14 protein-coding genes are annotated in these 17,546 nt (G+C 71.8%); 10 read left to right on the plus strand and 4 right to left on the minus strand.

Annotated elements, in window-relative coordinates:
• Nucleotides 1-48: 48 nt before the first annotated feature.
• From WME85_RS08365 to WME85_RS08390, 6 genes are all read left to right on the plus strand, one after another.
• Nucleotides 49-285: a hypothetical protein gene (locus WME85_RS08365; protein WP_437836842.1), complete on the plus strand. Its 237-nt coding sequence runs from the start codon at nt 49-51 to the stop codon at nt 283-285.
• Nucleotides 282-599 carry a type II toxin-antitoxin system RelE/ParE family toxin gene (locus tag WME85_RS08370; RefSeq protein WP_437836844.1) on the plus strand — a complete coding sequence of 106 codons (318 nt, stop codon included), beginning with the start codon at nt 282-284 and terminating at the stop codon, nt 597-599. Before WME85_RS08365 ends, WME85_RS08370 begins: the two co-directional genes overlap by 4 nt.
• A 320-nt stretch (nt 600-919) precedes the next feature.
• Entirely contained in the window at nt 920-2,686 is a 1,767-nt protein-coding gene (locus tag WME85_RS08375; protein WP_437836846.1) for a protein kinase domain-containing protein, read from the plus strand.
• A 126-nt stretch (nt 2,687-2,812) separates the two neighbouring features.
• Nucleotides 2,813-3,781 carry a DUF362 domain-containing protein gene (locus tag WME85_RS08380; RefSeq protein ID WP_437836848.1) on the plus strand — a complete coding sequence of 323 codons (969 nt, stop codon included), beginning with the start codon at nt 2,813-2,815 and terminating at the stop codon, nt 3,779-3,781.
• Between the two features lie 5 nt (nt 3,782-3,786).
• Nucleotides 3,787-5,640, plus strand: coding sequence for a 4Fe-4S binding protein (locus WME85_RS08385; protein WP_437836849.1), 1,854 nt, complete (start codon nt 3,787-3,789; stop codon nt 5,638-5,640).
• Between the two features lie 51 nt (nt 5,641-5,691).
• Nucleotides 5,692-6,840, plus strand: a complete 1,149-nt coding sequence (locus WME85_RS08390) for a hypothetical protein (protein WP_437836851.1) — start codon at nt 5,692-5,694, stop codon at nt 6,838-6,840.
• Between the two features lie 38 nt (nt 6,841-6,878).
• Here WME85_RS08390 and WME85_RS08395 read toward each other — a convergent pair whose 3' ends face one another.
• On the minus strand, nt 6,879-8,534 hold the full coding sequence (locus WME85_RS08395) for an FtsX-like permease family protein (RefSeq protein WP_437836853.1): 1,656 nt from the start codon (nt 8,532-8,534) through the stop codon (nt 6,879-6,881).
• A 186-nt stretch (nt 8,535-8,720) separates the two neighbouring features.
• Between WME85_RS08395 and WME85_RS08400 the strand changes: the two genes are divergently transcribed.
• The 4 genes from WME85_RS08400 to WME85_RS08415 all read left to right on the plus strand — a co-directional run bounded on the left by WME85_RS08400 (nt 8,721) and on the right by WME85_RS08415 (nt 14,280).
• Complete coding sequence (locus WME85_RS08400; protein ID WP_437836855.1) at nt 8,721-10,625, plus strand: protein kinase domain-containing protein; 1,905 nt, start codon at nt 8,721-8,723, stop codon at nt 10,623-10,625.
• A 52-nt stretch (nt 10,626-10,677) separates the two neighbouring features.
• Nucleotides 10,678-12,060 carry a CCA tRNA nucleotidyltransferase gene (locus WME85_RS08405; RefSeq protein WP_437836858.1) on the plus strand — a complete coding sequence of 461 codons (1,383 nt, stop codon included), beginning with the start codon at nt 10,678-10,680 and terminating at the stop codon, nt 12,058-12,060.
• Between the two features lie 524 nt (nt 12,061-12,584).
• The gene (locus tag WME85_RS08410) at nt 12,585-13,952 is read left to right on the plus strand and encodes a hypothetical protein (protein WP_437836860.1); all 1,368 of its coding nucleotides are present in this window, start codon (nt 12,585-12,587) and stop codon (nt 13,950-13,952) included.
• Nucleotides 13,953-14,058: 106 nt separating this feature from the next.
• Nucleotides 14,059-14,280, plus strand: coding sequence for a hypothetical protein (locus WME85_RS08415; protein ID WP_437757548.1), 222 nt, complete (start codon nt 14,059-14,061; stop codon nt 14,278-14,280).
• 186 nt (nt 14,281-14,466) lie between these two features.
• Here WME85_RS08415 and WME85_RS08420 read toward each other — a convergent pair whose 3' ends face one another.
• The 3 genes from WME85_RS08420 to WME85_RS08430 all read right to left on the minus strand — a co-directional run bounded on the left by WME85_RS08420 (nt 14,467) and on the right by WME85_RS08430 (nt 17,541).
• Entirely contained in the window at nt 14,467-15,747 is a 1,281-nt protein-coding gene (locus WME85_RS08420; protein ID WP_437836863.1) for a guanine deaminase, read from the minus strand.
• A complete protein-coding gene (locus WME85_RS08425; RefSeq protein ID WP_437836864.1) occupies nt 15,744-16,340 on the minus strand; it encodes an SH3 domain-containing protein in 597 nt (198 codons plus the stop codon). Before WME85_RS08425 ends, WME85_RS08420 begins: the two co-directional genes overlap by 4 nt.
• Before the next feature lie 109 nt (nt 16,341-16,449).
• Nucleotides 16,450-17,541 carry a formylglycine-generating enzyme family protein gene (locus tag WME85_RS08430; protein ID WP_437836866.1) on the minus strand — a complete coding sequence of 364 codons (1,092 nt, stop codon included), beginning with the start codon at nt 17,539-17,541 and terminating at the stop codon, nt 16,450-16,452.
• Nucleotides 17,542-17,546 lie beyond the last annotated feature (5 nt).

The raw sequence follows: 17,546 nt of genomic DNA on the forward strand, positions 1-17,546 counted from the left end.
TCCAGCCGTGACCTACCTGGCCAGGACTCGCGGTGGTACGCTGCAGCGATGAGCGCGCTGCGAGCCAAGGTGCAGGGGGGCCGGCTGGTCCTCGACGAGCCAACGAGCTTCGCCGAGGGCACCGTGATCGAGCTCGTGGTGGCCGACAACGACGACCTCGACGATGAGGAGCGCGCCCGCCTGGACGAGGCTCTGGAGCGATCGCTGGCGAGCGCGAGCGAGGGGACGATCGACGCGGACGATTTCCTCGCCGAGCTCGCGCGCCTCGAGCCTGCGCGCGGATGAAGCGAGCCCGCATCCGGCTCACCGGGGATGCAGCCCGACAGGCGAGGGACGCGGCCGCCTGGTGGATCGAGAACCGCCCTGCCGCTCCCTGGCTGTTCCGCGAGGAGCTCACCGCGCTGCTGACCTTGCTCAGGACAGCGCCGGAGGTCGGGGCCCCGCACGCACATCGGCGGATCAGAGGCGTTCGCCGTGCCCCGCTGCCGACATCGCGCTACCTCGTCTACTACGTGTACGACCCCTCGGCCGGAGAGGTCCTCGTGCTGGCCGTATGGAGCGCCCTCCGCGGGCGGCCGCCGCAGCTGTCGCTGGAATAATAAGGAGCGCCGTTTCGTCCGAGCCGCGTCATCGCGGCGCGGAGTCGGGACGTGCCCGCGCAGGACTCCTCGAGCGGCCGCGACGTGGGCGACGTCCCCCGCGCAAGGCTTCCCGCGCGGCCGCGACGCCGGCGACGTCCGCACCCCCGCCGGCGCGTGCTCCCGCCCGCGTCGAAGCCGTCCTCTCCACGACCGGATCCCGCGACCTCGGCTTTCGACGCGCCACCCCGAATAAACCGCCGGCGCCCGCCGTCTCCGGTCTGCCGGCTTCTTTCTCAGCGCTCGTCGCTTCCGCTATTCCGCTACCTTTGGCAACCGCCGTGCCGATCGTCGACCCGAACCTCCGCACCACGATCGTCCACGCGTTCGCCGTCACGGTGGCGGACCCGTCGAGCCTGGTGCGCACCACGTCGCGCGGCGGCACCGACGACCCGGAGAGGAGCAGCCGCGGCCCCTCCATCCTCCCCGACGTCGGCCAGGTCGTCGGCGGGCTGTACCGCCTCGGCCGCCTCCTCGGGCAGGGCATGTTCGGCAAGGTCTACGTCGCCCAGCGCGTCGACGTCCCCGAGCACCAGGTCGCCCTCAAGCTCATGCCCCGCTCGCTCTACGCGATGCGGAACGTCGAGCGCGAGCTCGTCATGCTCGCCACCGTCGGCCACCCGCACGTCGTCCAGCTGAAGGACCACGGCATGAACGCCGAGTACGTGTGGCTCACCATGCCCGTGTACGAGGGCGAGACCCTCGCGCAGCGCCTCGAGCGCAGCCCCCTCGGCATGCGCGAGGCGTACGACATCTTCCTCCCCGTCGCGCGCGGGCTCGAGGCGCTCCACGCCGCCGGGCTCCGCCACCAGGACGTCAAGCCCGACAACATCTTCCTCGCGAAGTTCGCCGGCCGCGTCCACCCGATCCTGCTCGACCTCGGCGTGGCCGCGGAGCGCGAGGCCTCGTTCTGCGCGGGCACCGCGCTCTACGCCTCGCCCGAGCAGATCCGCGCGCTGAACGGCTTCCCCGGCGTCGTGCCGCTCACCGAGAAGATGGACACGTACGGCCTCGCCACGACGCTCCTCTACTCGCTCGTGAACCCGAGGGACTTCCCCGGCGAGTCCGCGCAGACCCGCACCGAGCTCGTCGAGGCGCACGACGTCCGCGCCGACAAGCCGCTCGCCGACAACGCGCTGCCCGACCTCACCGGGCAGCCGCGCCAGCTGTTCCAGGAGGCGCTCAAGCGGTGGCTCGCGATCGACCCGAACGAGCGGCCCACGATGCGCCAGATCGCCGAGGAGCTCGAGGTGCTGCTCGAGCCGGAGCGCGAGGCCGAGCGCGAGGCGGAGCGGCTGCGGATCAAGCAGAAGACGTCGTACCTGCGCGTGCGCATCGCGGCCGGCGCGATGACCCTCGTCGGCTGCGCGGTCGTGCTGCTCGGCGTCTCGAAGCGCGAGACGCTGCGGCTCGCGAACGAGCTCGATCGCGCGCGCCAGGTCGGCGCGGAGTCGTTCGACAAGCTCGACACGTGCGTCGCGTCCCACCAGATCGCCCAGTCCGAGACGAGCGCTTGCCGCAGCGCCCGCGACCAGGACCGCGCGGAGTTCAACGAGACGCTCGCCACCCTCCAGAAGAGCGGCTCGATGACCGAGGCCGAGCACGCCCGCCAGATCCAGGCGCTGCACGCGACCCAGGCGGCGCGCCTCAAGACCTGCGAGGACAGCGCCGCGGCCGCGGAGAAGGCGAGCATGACCGACCGCGAGCGGCTCGCCGAGTCCGAGAAGGCGCGCGCCGCGCTCGTCACCGAGCGCGACGAGGCGAAGGCGCTCGCCGAGCAGCGCGCCGCCGAGCTCGCCGCCGCGACGCAGGCGCGCGCCGCGTGCGACGCGGAGCGCGCGAGCTGCACCGCAGAGCGCGACCGCCTGAAGGCCGAGGCGGCGGCCGAGCCCTATGAAGGGCCGCCCTCGCCGGCCCCGAAAGCGCCGGCCGCCGCGAGCGGCGCGACGCCGCAGCCGCCGGCGAGCGCGGGCGCGCCCGCCGCCGCGGGCAGCGGGGCGGCGCCGGCGACCCCGGCGGCCTCGACGCCGACCGCCGCTCCTCCCTGAGCGCCGCCGCTGGAAGCCGACAGACGCGGCGGCCGCCAGGCCGCCTCTGCTTGTGGCGACTGGCCGGGGAGGCTATCCGTAAGGCCAGGGAAGGCGAGGGCCATGGGTGACATCTCTCGACGTGAAATGCTGCGTCGTCTTGGCGCGGCGGGCCTCGTCCTCGGGGGCGCGGGCGGGGTCGCGGCGGCCCGGTGGGACCGCGGCGGCAGCGCCGCCATCGCCGCCGAGCGCCCGCAGACGCGGGACTACCGGCTCCGCGACGCGCCCGCGGACGTGCCGCAGCTCGTCGTCGCCCGCGCCGGCGCCGAGGCGCTCGCCCTGGGCGCGCCGGACCCCGCCGCCCTGGTCCGCAAGGCGGTCGACGCGCTCGGCGGGATGCGCCGGTTCATCTCGCGCGGCGACGTCGTGGTCGTGAAGCCGAACATCGGGTGGGATCGCACGCCCATCCACGCGGCCAACACCAACCCGAAGGTCGTCGCCGAGGTGGTGCGCCTCGCCTACGACGCCGGCGCCAAGACCGTCATCGTGACCGACGCCTCGTGCAACGAGCCGAACCGCTGCTTCCAGCGCTCCGGCATCTGGAAGGCCGCGTACGACGTGGGCGCCGAGGTGGTGATCCCCGCGGCGCACCGCTTCCGCGGCATGCGCCTGAAGGGCGAGGTGCTCGACGACTGGCCGGTGTACACGCCGCTCGTCAACGCGGACAAGGTCATCAACGTCCCCATCGCGAAGCACCACAACCTGTCCAGGTACACCGCCGCGATGAAGAACTGGTACGGGGCGCTCGGCGGCCGGCGCAACCGGCTCCACCAGAACATCGACGTGTCCATCGCCGACCTCGCGACCTTCATCCAGCCCACGCTCACGATCGTGGACGCCGTCCGCGTCCTCATGCGCAACGGGCCGCAGGGCGGGAACGTCGCGGACGCGAAGGACATGCACACGATCATCGCGACGACCGACCAGGTCGCCGCCGACGCGTACGGGTGCCAGCTCATCGGCCGCAAGCCCGAGGAGATCCCGTACCTGAAGATGGGCCACGACCGGGGCCTTGGCACGATGCACTGGCAGAACCTGCGGCTCGCCGAGGTGTAGTACTCATGGCAAATCCCGATCCGACGCCGGCCGCGCCGGCGCACCGCCCAGCTGCAGCGGCGCCGGCCGCCGTGGCGCCCACGCGGGTGGCCCCCTGGACCGCGCTGCTCCGCAAGGCGCGCTCGATCGTCCGACCCGCGCCGAAGCGCCGGCCCGGCTCCGGGCTGCCGGCGCGCAAGGCGATCCAGGTGCTCGTCTGGGTGCGCCGCGCCGTGCAGGCCGGCTGCCTCGGGCTGTTCCTCTACTTCCTGTTCCAGACCGGCTTCCGCGGGTCGTTCACGTCGGCCGAGGCGCGCGTCCGCCTGCCGCTGCCCGTCGAGGGCTTCCTCCTCGCCGACCCGTTCGTCGGCGCGATGACCCTGCTCTCGACGCACACCGTCTACCGGGGCCTGCTCTGGTCGCTCGGGATCCTCGCGCTGACGCTCGTCTTCGGGCGCGTCTTCTGCGGCTGGATCTGCCCCTTCGGCACCCTCCACCACTTCTTCGGGTGGATCTTCCCCTCGCGCTACGGCAAGGGGGGCAAGCGCGTCGAGGCGAACAAGACGTACGCGCGGCAGCGGGTGAAGTACTACCTGATGTACGCCTTCCTCGCGGCGAGCGTGGCCGGCAGCGTGATCGGCGGCCTGTTCGACCCGATCTGCGTGGCGGTCCGCGCGATCGGCCTCGCCGTGATCCCGGCCGTGCAGTACGTCGCCAGCGTGGTGACCGGCGCCGCGGCCGGGACCGGGAGCCGGCCGGTGCAGTTCACCGCCGACCAGGCGCAGGACTTCCTCGCCTCGAGCGTGTGGCAGACGAAGCAGTTCTACTTCCACCAGGCGTGGTTCGTCGGGATCCTGTTCATCGCGATCCTCTTCATGAACCGCTTCATCCCGCGGTTCTGGTGCCGCGTGCTCTGCCCGCTCGGCGCCTTCCTCGGCGTGTTCGCGCGCTTCGCGCTCTTCGGGATGCAGAAGGACCACGCGAAGTGCACCGACTGCAACCTGTGCCTCGTGAACTGCCAGGGCGCCGACTCGCCCCAGGGCGGCGTGAAGTGGCGGCAGGACGAGTGCCACATGTGCCTCAACTGCGAGAACGCCTGCCCCGAGGACGTCATCAAGTTCCGCTTCCTGCCGAACCGGAAGAGCGCCCTCGTGACGCCCGACACGGGGCGCCGCACCGCCCTCGCCACGGCCGCCGCCGGCGCGGTGATCATCCCGACGGCGCGCATCGCCGACGTGCTCGACGCGAACTACGACCACCGCGTCATCCGGCCCCCGGGCTCAGTCGAGGAGCGCGAGTTCCTGGAGCGCTGCATCCGGTGCGCCGAGTGCATGAAGGTCTGCCCCAACAACGCGATCCACCCCGCGTTCTTCGAGGCGGGCATCGAGGGCATCTGGACGCCGATCGTCATCCCGCGCATCGGGTACTGCGAGCACTCCTGCGTCCTCTGCGGCGACGTCTGCCCGACCGGCGCGATCCAGAAGATCACCGAGGAGCAGAAGATGGGCGTCGGACAGAAGCCCATCTCGATCGGCACCGCGTTCTACGACCAGGGGCGCTGCCTGCCGTGGTCGATGAGCGTGCCGTGCATCGTCTGCGAGGAGTTCTGCCCGACGTCGCCCAAGGCGATCTGGGTCGAGGAGGTCGACATCCCGAAGCGCGAGCCCGTGGCCGCGGAGCACGGCAAGGAGCCGCTGCTGAAGATGGTCCACGTGCAGCGCCCGCACGTCGATCCGTCGCTGTGCATCGGCTGCGGGGCGTGCGAGAAGGTCTGTCCGGTGCAGGACAAGCCGGCGGTCTACGTCACCAGCGTCGGCGAGACCCGCTCGAAGACGAACGTCATCCTTCTCGAGGACACGGACTACAACAAGCCGTCTTGACCCGGTCGCGCGCCTGCTCTGCGCGGCGGGATACGGCAGGAGGCAGCTCGGTTGCGCACGCTTCGCTTCTACGGACCCCTCTGGCTGGCCGCGCTCTCGGCCCTGACCGGCTGCGGCGAGCCCTTCGCGGCCGGCGCCGCGTCCACCACGTCCGCTTCGTCGAGCTCGGGGACCGGCGGGGGCGGCGCGGGCGGCGACGGCGGCGCGGGCGGTGGCGGCGGCGTGACGATGGCGTCGTCCTCCTCGTCGACGTCGGGCGGTGGCGGCGAGGGCGGCTGCGGCGCCTGCAAGGAAGGGGAGTTCTGCACGGCCAGCGAGACCTGCGTGCGCTGCGCCGACCGCGGCGGCCTCCTGTCGTTCGGGACGCCGGCGGAGATCGAGGTCGAGGGGACGTCGCCCGCGTTCCCGCGCGTGCGCGAGGAGGCGGGCGAGGACGGGGCGACCCAGCGGCTCGTCTACGTGGCCAGCTTCGGCCCGGACAGGCAGATCGCCACGGCCACCGGGCGGCCGTGGACCGCTGGCGCGGTCGTCGCGAGCGCGATGGTCAACACGCCGCAGGCGGAGTCGGGGCCGCTCCTGCTGCCGGTGGACGCGCTCTCGCCGCGCGAGGGCTTCGCCACGGGCTCGCTGCTCTTCGACCGGGTCCTCCCCGGGCCGGGCAGCCTGCGGCAGCTGTTCGTCGCGGACGCGCTGGAGGCGACGGCCGCGGAGACGTTCGGGCCGCTGAACATGGACGGCGGGAGCCACTCGGTCGCGGTCGCCCACGCCGCGCGCCCCTACAGGTACTGGTTCATGAGCGAGCACCAGGACGACGGGGGGATCACGCACCGGCTCGTCACGAAGCGCGCCCATGACGCGGAGGCGCAGGCGCTCGACATCACCCTGCCCGGCGACTGCCCGGCGCAGGGCGACGACCTCGCCCCGTGGGTGACGCCCGACGGCGGCGTGCTCTTCTTCCAGGCGCCCTACAGCCCGCGGGGCAACTGCGCGCAGGCGTCGGTGCTGCGGAGCTTCTACGTGAAGCTCGGGCCCGACGGGCAGCCCGCGGACGGGCAGCCGGCGAGGATGCTGCTGTCGAACCTGGCCCCGACCGTCGCGGTGATGACGCCGTCGCTCTCGCCCGACGAGTGTACGCTCTACCTGGCGTCCAACCTGGACGCGGACGGGAAGCAGCGGCTCTACGCGGCCTCTCGCCGCTGATTCGCCGCTGATTCGCCGCTGAACAGCCGCTGCTCAGCTCACTGCGCGCGGAAGCCCTCGGCGGGGCGGAGGCGGGCGGCGTACAGGCTGGGCACGATCGTGGCCGCGAGGCAGATCAGGATGGCGATGCAGCCGGTGATCACGAACTCCTGCGGCCGCGCCTGCACAGGGAGCCGGGAGATGAAATAGACCTTCGGATCGAGCGGGAAGCCGTAGACCAGGAGGCCCTTGCACACCGCCACGCCGAGCAGCAGCCCGAGCGTGGTGCCGGCGACGCCGATGATGCCGCCCTGGTAGAGGAAGATGCGGAGGATCGCGGCGTCGGTCGCGCCCATCGCCTTGAGCACGGCGATCTCCTTCTTCTTGTCGAGCACCACCATGATCAGCGTCGCGATGACCGTGAACGCGGCGACCACGATGATGAGCGCCAGCACCGCGCTCATGCCGATCTGCTGGATGCGCAGCGCGGTGAAGAGGCCGTGGTTCAGCTCCTCCCAGTCCATCGTGTAATAGAGCCCGTTGCTGAGGAGCTTCGAGATCTCGCGGGCGATGGCGCTGGCGTTGTCGATGTCGTCGACCTTCATCTCGACGCCGGTCACCGTGTCGCCGTGGTCGTAGAAGGCCTGCGTCTCGTAGAGATCGGCGTACGCGAGCTTGGTGTCGTACTGCTCGAAGCCCGCCTCGAAGATCGCGATGACCCGGAACCGCTTGGCGACCGGCGGCTTGATGGCGCCGTTCGAGAACGAGAAGCCGATCGTCGGCGAGGTCACGGTGACGCACTGGCCGAGGTCGAGGGACAGGTTCTTCGCCAGCGCGGCGCCGATCACGATGCCCGGCATCTTCGCGATCTGCTCCTTGTCGGCGCAGGGGTCGGGATCGACCTCGGCGGGGAGCTCGTCGTCCTCGGGGAGCACGCTGCCGTAGCCGCCCTCCGGCTCGATCGCGCCGCGCGGGGCGCCCTCGGCGACCGCGACCGCGGCCTCCTCGCCCTCGTCGGCCCCGGCGTCCGCCGCGCCCTCGAGATCCACCGCGGAGGGCTCGGGCTCGGCGTCGGCGCTCCGCGCGCCTCGCGCGGCGGCGGCGCGCTCGTCCTCCTGGATGCGCGCCTCGTAGGCCTTCAGGAGATCGAGCTCGGCGCCCGCGTCCGGGGGCTCGAGCGCGCCGCGGGCGCCCGCGTCGGACTCGATGGAAGGGACGTCCGGCAAGGAGGGCGGCGCCGCGCGCTCGGGGGGCTTCGCGCCAGGGCGCCGCAGCCCGGTGAGGTCGCCGCCCGGGAGGATGTGGCGAGGGAGATCGAGCACGGGCACGCCGCCGTCGGTCCCCACACCGAGGCTCCGGGCCGGATCAACCCCCTTCACGAGGACGCCGGTCGCCGTCGCGTCGCCGTGCGTCAACATCATGGGGTTGATGCTGAAGGGCGCGACGCCGATGACGCCAGGCACCTGAGCGACCTGATCCATGACCGAGCGATACTCCCGGAAATCCGTGGAGTACTTGATCACGAGGACGTGGGCGTTGACGCCCAGGACCTTGTCGCGGAACTCCGCCTGAAAGCCCCCGGTCACGCTCATCACGGTCGCGAGCGCCGCGACCCCGAGCGCGACCCCGAGGATCGCGAACGTGGTGCCGACCGAGATGAACGCGCGCTTCTTGGAGCCGAGATATCGCAGCGCGACCTCGATAGGATAGCTCATCGCGGTGCCCTCCTAGCAGAACGCCGCGCGCGCGGCACGCCGGGCTGCGGCCGTCCGGTGACGCGCGCGCGCGGACTTTCGCGCGCGGCGTTCGCATGCCCTCGCTTCCCGGACCGAACGCCTGCTAGAATCCAGCCCTGCCGCAGATGGCGGTATGTGGCGTGCACCTCTGCCCGCGAGCCTTTCATGAGCGCCACCAAAAACGAGCACCACACCGCGCGCAGCAGAGTTTTCAACGACGAGGCAGGCGCGCTCGATGAGGCGCCGGTGTCGCGTCCGACGGGCGCGGCGGGCGGGGCGCGCTCGTCCGGCGTCGGGGCCGCGAGCGCGCCGGGCGTGGAGCCCGAGGAAGCGGGCGAGGACGTGCCGGTGGACGTCGAGGTCCGCCCGTCGTCGAGGCCGTCGAGGCCCTCCAGGTCGGGGTGGGTCGAGGGGCCGGCGAGCGAGGCGCCGAGCTTCGTGGCGCCGCCGCCCCTGCGCCAGAAGACCCCGCGCTTCGCGCGGCAGAGCGAGCCCGACATCGACGAGGCCGGCGGGCGGACGAGCGCGGCCCCGGTGAGCGAGGGCGAGCCGTCGATGGAGATCCCGCCGCCGGACGAGGTCGAGCCGCGCGAGCGGCGGCCGCCCGGCGCGAAGGACCCGTACATCGGGACGACCTTCGACCACCGGTACAAGATCGAGCGGCTGCTCGGCGAGGGCGGGATGGGGTACGTCTACCTCGCCCGCCACAAGGTCATCGACAAGCGCGTCGCGGTGAAGGTGCTGCGCGCCGAGCTCGCGCGGGACCGCGAGATCTTCGAGCGCTTCGTGCAGGAGGCCCGCGCCGCGTCGAGCATCGGCAACCCGCACATCGTCGACATCTCCGACTTCGGCGACCTGCCGGACGGCTCCACGTACTTCGTGATGGAGTACCTGGAGGGCGTGAGCCTGGCGCAGATCATCGACTCGCCGAACGAGCTGCCGATGGACCGCATCTGCCACATCGCGCTGCAGCTGTCCGCGGGGCTCGCCGCCGCGCACGAGGCCGGCATCATCCACCGCGATCTCAAGCCGGACAACGTCTTCGTGGTCGCCCGCGGCAGCGACCCGAACTTCGTGAAGATCCTCGACTTCGGGATCGCGAAGGTGTCGACCAGCACGACGACCAAGCTGACGCGCGCGGGCGCGGTGTTCGGGACGCCGCACTACATGTCGCCCGAGCAGGCGGCGGGCGCGCCCATCGATCATCGGACCGACATCTACTCGCTCGGCGTGATGCTCTACGAGCTCGTGAGCCGGCAGCTGCCGTTCAACGCCGACAACTTCATGGGGATCCTGACGCAGCACATGTACAAGGCGCCGGTCCCCATCCGCGCGCTCGTTGGCGGCCCGGACTGCCCGCCCGGGCTCGAGGCGGTGATCCTGAAGTGCCTCTCGAAGAAGCCGGAGTCGCGCTACCAGACCATGGGCGACCTCCACGCGGATCTCGAGCGCGTGAAGGGCGGCGGCGTGCCGGGCGCCGTCGCGGAGATGATGGCGCGCTCGGGCGGCTTCAACGTGCCGCACGACTACTTCAAGACGTCGAAGGTGATCGTCCCAGCGACGCCGCCGTCGCCCCCGCGCTCGCCGTGGCCCCGCTATGTGTGGGTCGCGGGCGCGGCGGCCGCGGTGGGGATCGTGACGGCGATCTTCGTCATCGGCGGGAGCGGGTCGGCCAGCCACACCGCCGCGCCGGCGCCGAAGCCGCCGGTCGAGGCGCCCGCGGCCGCGCCGACGCCCGCGCCGGTCCAGAGGGCGGTCGTCGCGCTGGCCGCCGTGCCGGAGACGGCGGTCGGCTACCGCAACGGCGTCGAGATGAAGCTGCCCGCGAGCATCGATATCGAGCGGGGGCAGACGGTCACGATCGACATCCGGGCCGAGGGGTACGTCCCCAGCACGGTGGTGCTCGACGGGACCGAGCCGAGCAAGCTCGTGAAGCTGGTCGAGGTCGACGAGAAGGGCGGGACGAAGGCGAGGCCCGGCGGGGTGGGCCGGCCTCCGGCGACGCAATCGACGGCCCGCACGCCCAAGGGATCGGACGTCCGGGACCCCTGGGCGAAAGAGAAGAAGTGAGCGCCCGCGCGGCGCGCGCCCCGCTCCGCTTTCGCCGTGTTAAGCCGCGGGGGTGATCCCGGTAGAGCAGCTCATCACCCTCGTCCCCGAGGACGTGCTCGGCATCTGTCGCCGCCTCCGCGAGCGCGGCAAGCGCGGCTGGATCGTCGGCGGCTGCGTGCGCGACCTGCTCCGCGGGCAGCCCGCCAAGGACTGGGACGTCGCGACCGACGCGCGGCCGGACGAGGTCGTGGCGTCGTTCCGGAAGGTGATCCCGACCGGGATCCAGCACGGGACGGTGACCGTCCTCGTGCGCGGCGTGCCGTACGAGGTGACGACGCTGCGCGGGGACGGGACGTACAGCGACGGCCGGCGGCCGGATCGGGTCGAGTTCGTCGACGATATCACGGCCGATCTGGCGCGGCGGGACTTCACCATGAACGCGATCGCGCTCGATCCGGTCGACGGGCACCTGATCGATCCGTTCGGGGGGCGGAAGGACCTCGAGGCGAAGGTCATCCGCGCTGTCGGCGACCCGAACGAGCGCTTCGCCGAGGACGGGCTGCGGGTGCTGCGCGCGGCGCGCTTCGCCGCGACGCTGGAGGGGTCGATCGAGCCCGAGACGGAGCGCGCGATGGGCTCCGCGCGGTCGCACCAGACGTTCCGCTGCGTGAGCGCGGAGCGGGTGCGCGACGAGTGGCTCAAGGCGATGCGGGCGCGCCGCCCGAGCGTGGCGTTCGAGATCATGCGCCGCACGGAGCTGCTCGCGATCACCTGCCCGGAGATGATCGAGTCGGTCGGGTGCGAGCAGAACCGCTGGCACGCGTACGACGTGTGGGGGCACGCGATGGCCTGCCTCGACGCGTGCAAGCCCGAGCCGATCCTCCGCGTGGCGGCGCTGATGCACGATATCGGCAAGCCGCGGACGCGCGCGTTCTCCGACAAGACGCACGACTACACGTTCTACGAGCACGAGCGGGTCGGCGCTGAAATGGCGGAGCCGATCCTCGCGCGGCTCCGGTTCTCCAACGACGAGCGGGCGCGGGTCGTGGCGCTGATTCGACACCACCTGATCTGCTACGACGACACCTGGACGGACGCCGCGGTGCGCCGCTGGCTCCGCCGGGTGACGCCGGCGCTCGCGCCGGACCTCTACGAGATCGGCTTCGCGGACGCGCTCGGCAAGGGGCGGGAGGTGACGGAGGACATCGCCTCGATAGGCCGGCTCCGGGCGCGCGTGGAGGCGCTGCTCGCCGCGGGCGCGGCGCTGTCCGTCAAGGATCTCGCCGTGAACGGCAGTGTGCTGATGAAGGAGCTCGGGATTCCGCCCAGCAAGCTCATCGGGGAGATCCTGGAGCGCCTCGTCGAGCTCGTCACCGAGGAGCCCGAGGCGAACACCCCGGAGCGCCTGCTCGCCGCGGCGTGCGACATCGTCGCTTCGAGAGCTTCAGGCTAGCTCCGCGCGATCCACGTGAGCGCCAGGCGCTCCCGAGCGCGTGGTGGGGGCATTTGCCCAGAGAGATGTCACATGAAGGCGGGAAGGCGGGAAGATCATTGATGATTTTCTTCCCGCCTTCCCGCCTTCATGTTCAAATGACCCCACCACCCACGAGCGCGACGGCCAGGCGCTCACGCGCGACGGTCAGGCGCTCACGAGCGCGACGCGGGCGCCCGCGGGTGCGCGGCGCTCGTCGCGTGTGCTCGAGGGTGGTCTCTACGGGGCACAAAGACCCTCCTTGTCGCGCGGGGCGCCCGTCCACCCGCGCTAGGCCATGTGCTCGCCCCTTAGGGGAGCCCGTACCAGATCGCGAGTCGAAAGGTCGCGGACAAGGTACATGGACCGACAAGGGTGGTCGGTTGTCTACCTCCGGTGAGGTTCAAATAATTCATGCTGATCGCATCCATGGGAACGTGTCTCTGGTAACATCTGCGGCTGCGCATTCTCGCGCCCCCGATGGGGAGGTCATTTTGAAGGTCTCGATGAAGACGCTTGTTGGGCTGGTCGGTTCGGGTTTGCTTGCGGGCGTGGCAGCCATCGGTGGGTGCTCCGGCGGGGGTGGTGAGGCGAGCTCCGGCAACACCGGCTCTGGCAGCGGCACCGGCGCCGGCAGCGGCGACGGCGGAGGGGGCGGCGAGACGACCGGGAGCGGGATCGGGAACAGCGGCGGCTTCACGCCCGACGCGGGGACGACCGGCTCGCTCAACCCGGACACGGCGTGTGTCGCGACCAGCTTGCAGGCCGATTACGAGCAGCGCCCGGCAGACATCATCTTCATCATCGACAACTCCGAGAGCATGACGGAGGAGATCGAGAGCGTTCAGCGCAACATCAACCAGAACTTCGCCTCGATCATCGACAGGAGCGGCATCGACTACCGCGTCATCATGCTGTCGAGGCACGGCAGCTCGTCGGCGGAGCAGTCGGTCTGTATCGAGGCGCCGCTCGGCAGCGGGAGCTGCGCGCCGGTGCCGGCGGCGCCGAACTCGAACCCGCCGCACTTCTACCAGTACAACCTGGAGGTCGGCAGCCTCGACTCGCTCTGCCTGGCCATCGACACGGTGAAGGGCGCGATCCCGCCCCGCGGCGAGGCCACGTCGCCCGGGTGGTCGCAATGGCTGCGCCCGGACTCGCTCAAGGTGTTTGTCGAGATCACCGACGACGGCGCCGACTGCTCGACGCGATCGCTCGGCGCGGACAAGGTGCTCACCGACGACGGCGATATCAAGCTGTACGACCTCGACGACGACCTGCCGGAGAACGAGAACACCGCCGGGGGGGCGACCTCGGCCGAGGCGTTCGACGCGGCCCTGACGACCGTCGCGCCGGAGTACTTCGGCACGCCGAGCGCGCGCAACTACATGTTCTTCAGCTTCGTGGGCATCAAGGAGAACACGCCGCCGACCGCGCCCTGGCCGCCGGACCTGCCCGCCACCTGGGAGCAGTGCCGGCCCGGGTCGGTCGACCCCGGGACGACGTACCAGACCCTCAGCGTCATGACCGGCGGCCTGCGCTACCCGATCAACCAGTACGACACGTACGACGCCGTGTTCCAGGCGATCGCGGACAGCGTGATCTCGGGCGCCAAGCTGTCGTGCGAGATCGAGGTGCCCCAGGCGCCAGGCGGGCACTCGATCGATCTGGAGACGGTGCAGATCGAGTACACGCCGAGCAACGGCGGGCAGAAGCAGACCTTCTCCCAGGTGAAGAACCCCGAGGAGTGCAAGGCGATGTCGTTCTACATCGACGAGGGGCTGATCCGGCTGTGCCCGGACACGTGCACCATGGCGGTCCAGGACAACACGGCGAGCATGAACCTGCTCTACGGCTGCTCGGTCGATCCGCTCTGAGCGAGGGAGCGCTCCCGGGCGCGACGCCGAGGCGCCCGGGCGGCGAGCTCCCGTCTCGGAGAACGGGAGCGGGGCGCCCGCGCCTGCTAGCCTGAGCGGGAGACAGATGCGGGTCGATGTGGCGTGCCGTGCCGGCCACGGCGGAAGCGAGGAGCCCGAGGCGCTCACCCTGGGTGAGCGGCGCGTGCGGGTGACCGAGATCATCGATCGGTGGTTCGGGGGGGACCACCTCTACTTCAAGGTGCGCGGGGACGACGGGGCGCGGTACATCCTGCGGAGGGATTTCGAGATCCTCGTCTGGGAGCTGGAGGTCTACGAGGTCGAGTAAGCCGGCCCCCGGGGAGGGAGCGCGTCGCGCGGCGCGAGCACGGGCTGAACTCGCGGGAGACGTCCTGTGCCCGGTGCGCGCAGCGCACCGGGCACAGGACGTCAATTGCGCTCAGACACCAGCCCGCGCCCGCGCCGCGCGACGCGCTCCCTCCCCGGGGGCCTGATCGCCCTTCGAAAAGGGGGGTCAGTGGGGGCGGGGGTGGATGGGCTTGCCTCGGACGAAGGAGCGACGGACTGAGGCGGTCTCGGGGGCGAAGACGAGGTGGTTCAGGAGCTCGGCCTCGCCCTGGACCCGCTCGGGGAAACGGACGGCGATGAAGTCAGCCTCCTTGCCGGGCTCCAGGCTGCCAATGGTGCGGCCCAGACCAATGGCGTCGGCAGTGCCCTGCGTGGCCATGACGAACAGATCGGCCGGGGGCAGGCGGTCGCCAAGACAGAGGGCATTGTCAAAGGCGCTCGACATGCCGCGGCGCATGTCGAAGCTGCGGCCCGCACCGACGTCGCTGCCAAGCGCCACGGGGACAGCTCGGGAACGCGCGTCGCCGAGGCGCATGCGGCCGCTGCCCAGGAAGAAGTTGGAGTCAGGACAGTGAACGACCGAGGAGCGCGCCTCGGCAATGCGATCCCACTCGCGCGGCGAGAGGTGAATGCCGTGCGCCAGCAGGGCGCGGCCCGCGAGCAGGCCGACGCGATCGTAGACGTCGACGTAATCGCGTGCCCACGGGTGCTCGCGCAGCGTCGCCTCGCCCTCGGCCGGGTTCTCGGCGACGTGCGTCTGCACGAGGAGGCCATGATCCGAGGCGAGCTGCGCGGCCGACTCCATCAGGCGACGCGAGCACGAGGGGGCGAAGCGGGGCGTGATCGCGAACTCGAGCAGGCCAGAAGCCGCGCCGTGCCAGCGCTGCACGAGATCGCGAGCCGCCGCGATGGCCTCGTCGCGCGGGACACAGAGCGCCTCGGGGCAGTTCTGATCCATCAACGTGAGGCCAGCGATGCCGCGCAGGCCGGCGTGCTCCAGGGCGCGGAACAGCCGGTCGGTCGCGCCAGGGCACGAGCTGGAAAAGGCCACGCAGGTGGTCGTGCCGGACGCGAGGAGGCAACCCGTGAACTCGGCAGCGACGAGCTCCGCGTAGCCGTCGTCCCGGAAACGAGCCTCCTCGGGGAAGACAGAGCGCTCGAGCCAGTCGAGCAAAGCGCCGCTGGCGCTGCCAATGATGCGGGTCTGCGGGAAGTGTACGTGGGCGTCGATGAAGCCGGGCATCAACACCGCCGGACGCAGGTCGAGCACCAGCCCGCGGAAGGCGCCCGGTGAGAACGGGATGACCTGCTCGATGAGGCCACCCTCGCCGACGACGAGCAACGCGTCGTCCAGGAAGCGGACCGGAGAGCCGTTCGCCGGCGCGGCGAGCGGCGTGAGCAGACGGCCGCGGTAAGCGCGCGGCGACCGAGGGCTCGGCGCGCTCATCGGACCGCGATCTCGCTCCGGCGCGCCCAGCCCATGACCATGTTGCCGCCCTGGTTCTTGGCGACGAGCGCCCACGCGCCCGACTCGCGCACGATCATCACGAGCTCGCCGGCGGCGACCGCGCCGACCCGGGCGCCATCCCCCGGCTCCTCGAGCAGCGTGATGCCGCGCGAGGCAATGCCGAGCTGGAGGGGCGAGGCGCCGCCCGGCTCCTCGGCCTCCTCGTCGAGGCCGGGATCCTCCTCGCGCGGCGACCGCGGGTCGTCAGCGCCCGGGTCCGCGTCGAACGGGAAGCGAGGGTGAGACCGCGCGCGCTCCGCCGCCAGGGAGCGGCGCTCCAGGAGGTGCGCGAACCGGCCAGCGCCCTGCATCGGCGGCCGGTCGCCGGCAAGGGCGCGCAGGAGGAGCGGGGCCGTCGGGAGGAGGGCGACGGCGGCAGCGGCGAGGAGCACGAGCCCGGTCAGCCGGTCCAGCCGGCGCGCTTGCGGCAGCACCGCCGTGACGGCGGGCGGCGCCGCCACGGCGGCGGGGCGCGCGGCGCGCGTGTCGCGAGGGCCGGGCGAGGCACCCTGTCCGGCGGGGGAGTCGTCCATCAGCGCAGAGGATACGCGCTGCCGCGAGCCCGGTCGACCGCGCGGAGCGCTGTGTGTCGACGCGAGGCGCCGGCGCGCGTCAGCGGGGCTCGCGCGTCAGCGGAGCTCGTCAGCGGAGCTCGCGCGGCAGCGGGGCGACCGCCGGGTCGCCGGCGACAGGGCGCTCCGACGGCGCGGGGCGCGCCGCGTCGTGGTCCGCGCAGCAGCGGAAGCCCTGCTGGTAAAACATGTGGTTCTCGTCGTGCGAGCGGGTCGAGGGGCGGCAGCGCGTGCGCACAGGGCCCCAGTAGCCGCCCTTCAGGATGGAAGGGCGCTCCCCCTCGCGGACGGAACGGGTCCACTCGTCGATGTTGCCGGTCATGTCGTACACGCCGAACGGGCTGCGGCAGCGAGGCTGCGCGCCGGACGGCCTGCCCTGCCAGAGCCGATCCATCTCGACCATGGCGGCAGGGCCGCTCCGCGGGCGCAGCGCTGTCTCGATGTACGGACGCCACGGCTGGTCGACGACGCACGCCTCGGGGTCGCGGACGTAGCCATAAGGGTAGGGGCTCGCCTCCTCGCCCTCGCAGGCGAAGGTCCACTCGGCCTCGTCGCAGAGGCGCTTGCCCTCCTCGGCGCAGAGCTCGGCCGCCTCGTAGAACGAGACGAGGATGAACGGATAGACGCCCTTCTGGTTGGGGTACTCGTAGCGATCGATGCAGAAGTGCATCGGCTTCGTGTCGAGGTCCCTCGACATCAGGAGCCATCGCTCGCGATCGAACTCGGCGCACCGCTCCGGGTAGTCCCGGCTGATCCAGTGCTTGCAGGTCGTCCGCTGCATCTCGTCGATGGTGCGCAGGTCGCCCTGCGCCTTCGGCGGCGGGTCGAGCTTCATGAGGCCGGAGACCTCGACCATGCCCGTGGGACAGACGCCGCGGTTGCCCTCGATCTGATCGGTGGCGTCGCGCGACTCCGCCGGGGACGAGGCGATCTGCCAGTGGCGATCGCGCACGAGGCGCCACTCGAAGCGGAGCCGCCGCGGCAGGGCGGCCGTGATGGCGCCGGCGCCGAGCGTCAGCGGCACCGACGGCGCGCGCGCGAGCCGCACCACGAGCAGCGCGAGCGAGGCGACGCCCAGCGCGAAGCCGGCGGCGATCGCCGCGCGCAGCGCCCTCGCGCGGGGGGGCGCGGGGGTCCGCGCCGGACGGGCAGGTGGATGCATGATCC

The sequence above is a fragment of the Sorangium sp. So ce1153 genome (genome assembly GCF_051521595.1).
Classification (GTDB): Bacteria; Myxococcota_A; Polyangia; order Polyangiales; family Polyangiaceae; genus Sorangium.

Excerpts from the sequence above, each read along its gene's own strand:
- WME85_RS08365 (WP_437836842.1), top strand. The coding sequence starts at position 49 with ATGAGCGCGCTGCGAGCCAAGGTGCAGGGGGGCCGGCTGGTCCTCGAC.
- WME85_RS08370 (WP_437836844.1), top strand. The coding sequence starts at position 282 with ATGAAGCGAGCCCGCATCCGGCTCACCGGGGATGCAGCCCGACAGGCG.
- WME85_RS08380 (WP_437836848.1), top strand. The coding sequence starts at position 2,813 with ATGCTGCGTCGTCTTGGCGCGGCGGGCCTCGTCCTCGGGGGCGCGGGC.
- WME85_RS08385 (WP_437836849.1), top strand. The coding sequence starts at position 3,787 with ATGGCAAATCCCGATCCGACGCCGGCCGCGCCGGCGCACCGCCCAGCT.
- WME85_RS08395 (WP_437836853.1), bottom strand. The coding sequence starts at position 8,534 with ATGAGCTATCCTATCGAGGTCGCGCTGCGATATCTCGGCTCCAAGAAG.
- WME85_RS08400 (WP_437836855.1), top strand. The coding sequence starts at position 8,721 with ATGAGCGCCACCAAAAACGAGCACCACACCGCGCGCAGCAGAGTTTTC.
- WME85_RS08410 (WP_437836860.1), top strand. The coding sequence starts at position 12,585 with ATGAAGACGCTTGTTGGGCTGGTCGGTTCGGGTTTGCTTGCGGGCGTG.
- WME85_RS08415 (WP_437757548.1), top strand. The coding sequence starts at position 14,059 with ATGCGGGTCGATGTGGCGTGCCGTGCCGGCCACGGCGGAAGCGAGGAG.
- WME85_RS08420 (WP_437836863.1), bottom strand. The coding sequence starts at position 15,747 with ATGAGCGCGCCGAGCCCTCGGTCGCCGCGCGCTTACCGCGGCCGTCTG.
- WME85_RS08425 (WP_437836864.1), bottom strand. The coding sequence starts at position 16,340 with ATGGACGACTCCCCCGCCGGACAGGGTGCCTCGCCCGGCCCTCGCGAC.
- WME85_RS08430 (WP_437836866.1), bottom strand. The coding sequence starts at position 17,541 with ATGCATCCACCTGCCCGTCCGGCGCGGACCCCCGCGCCCCCCCGCGCG.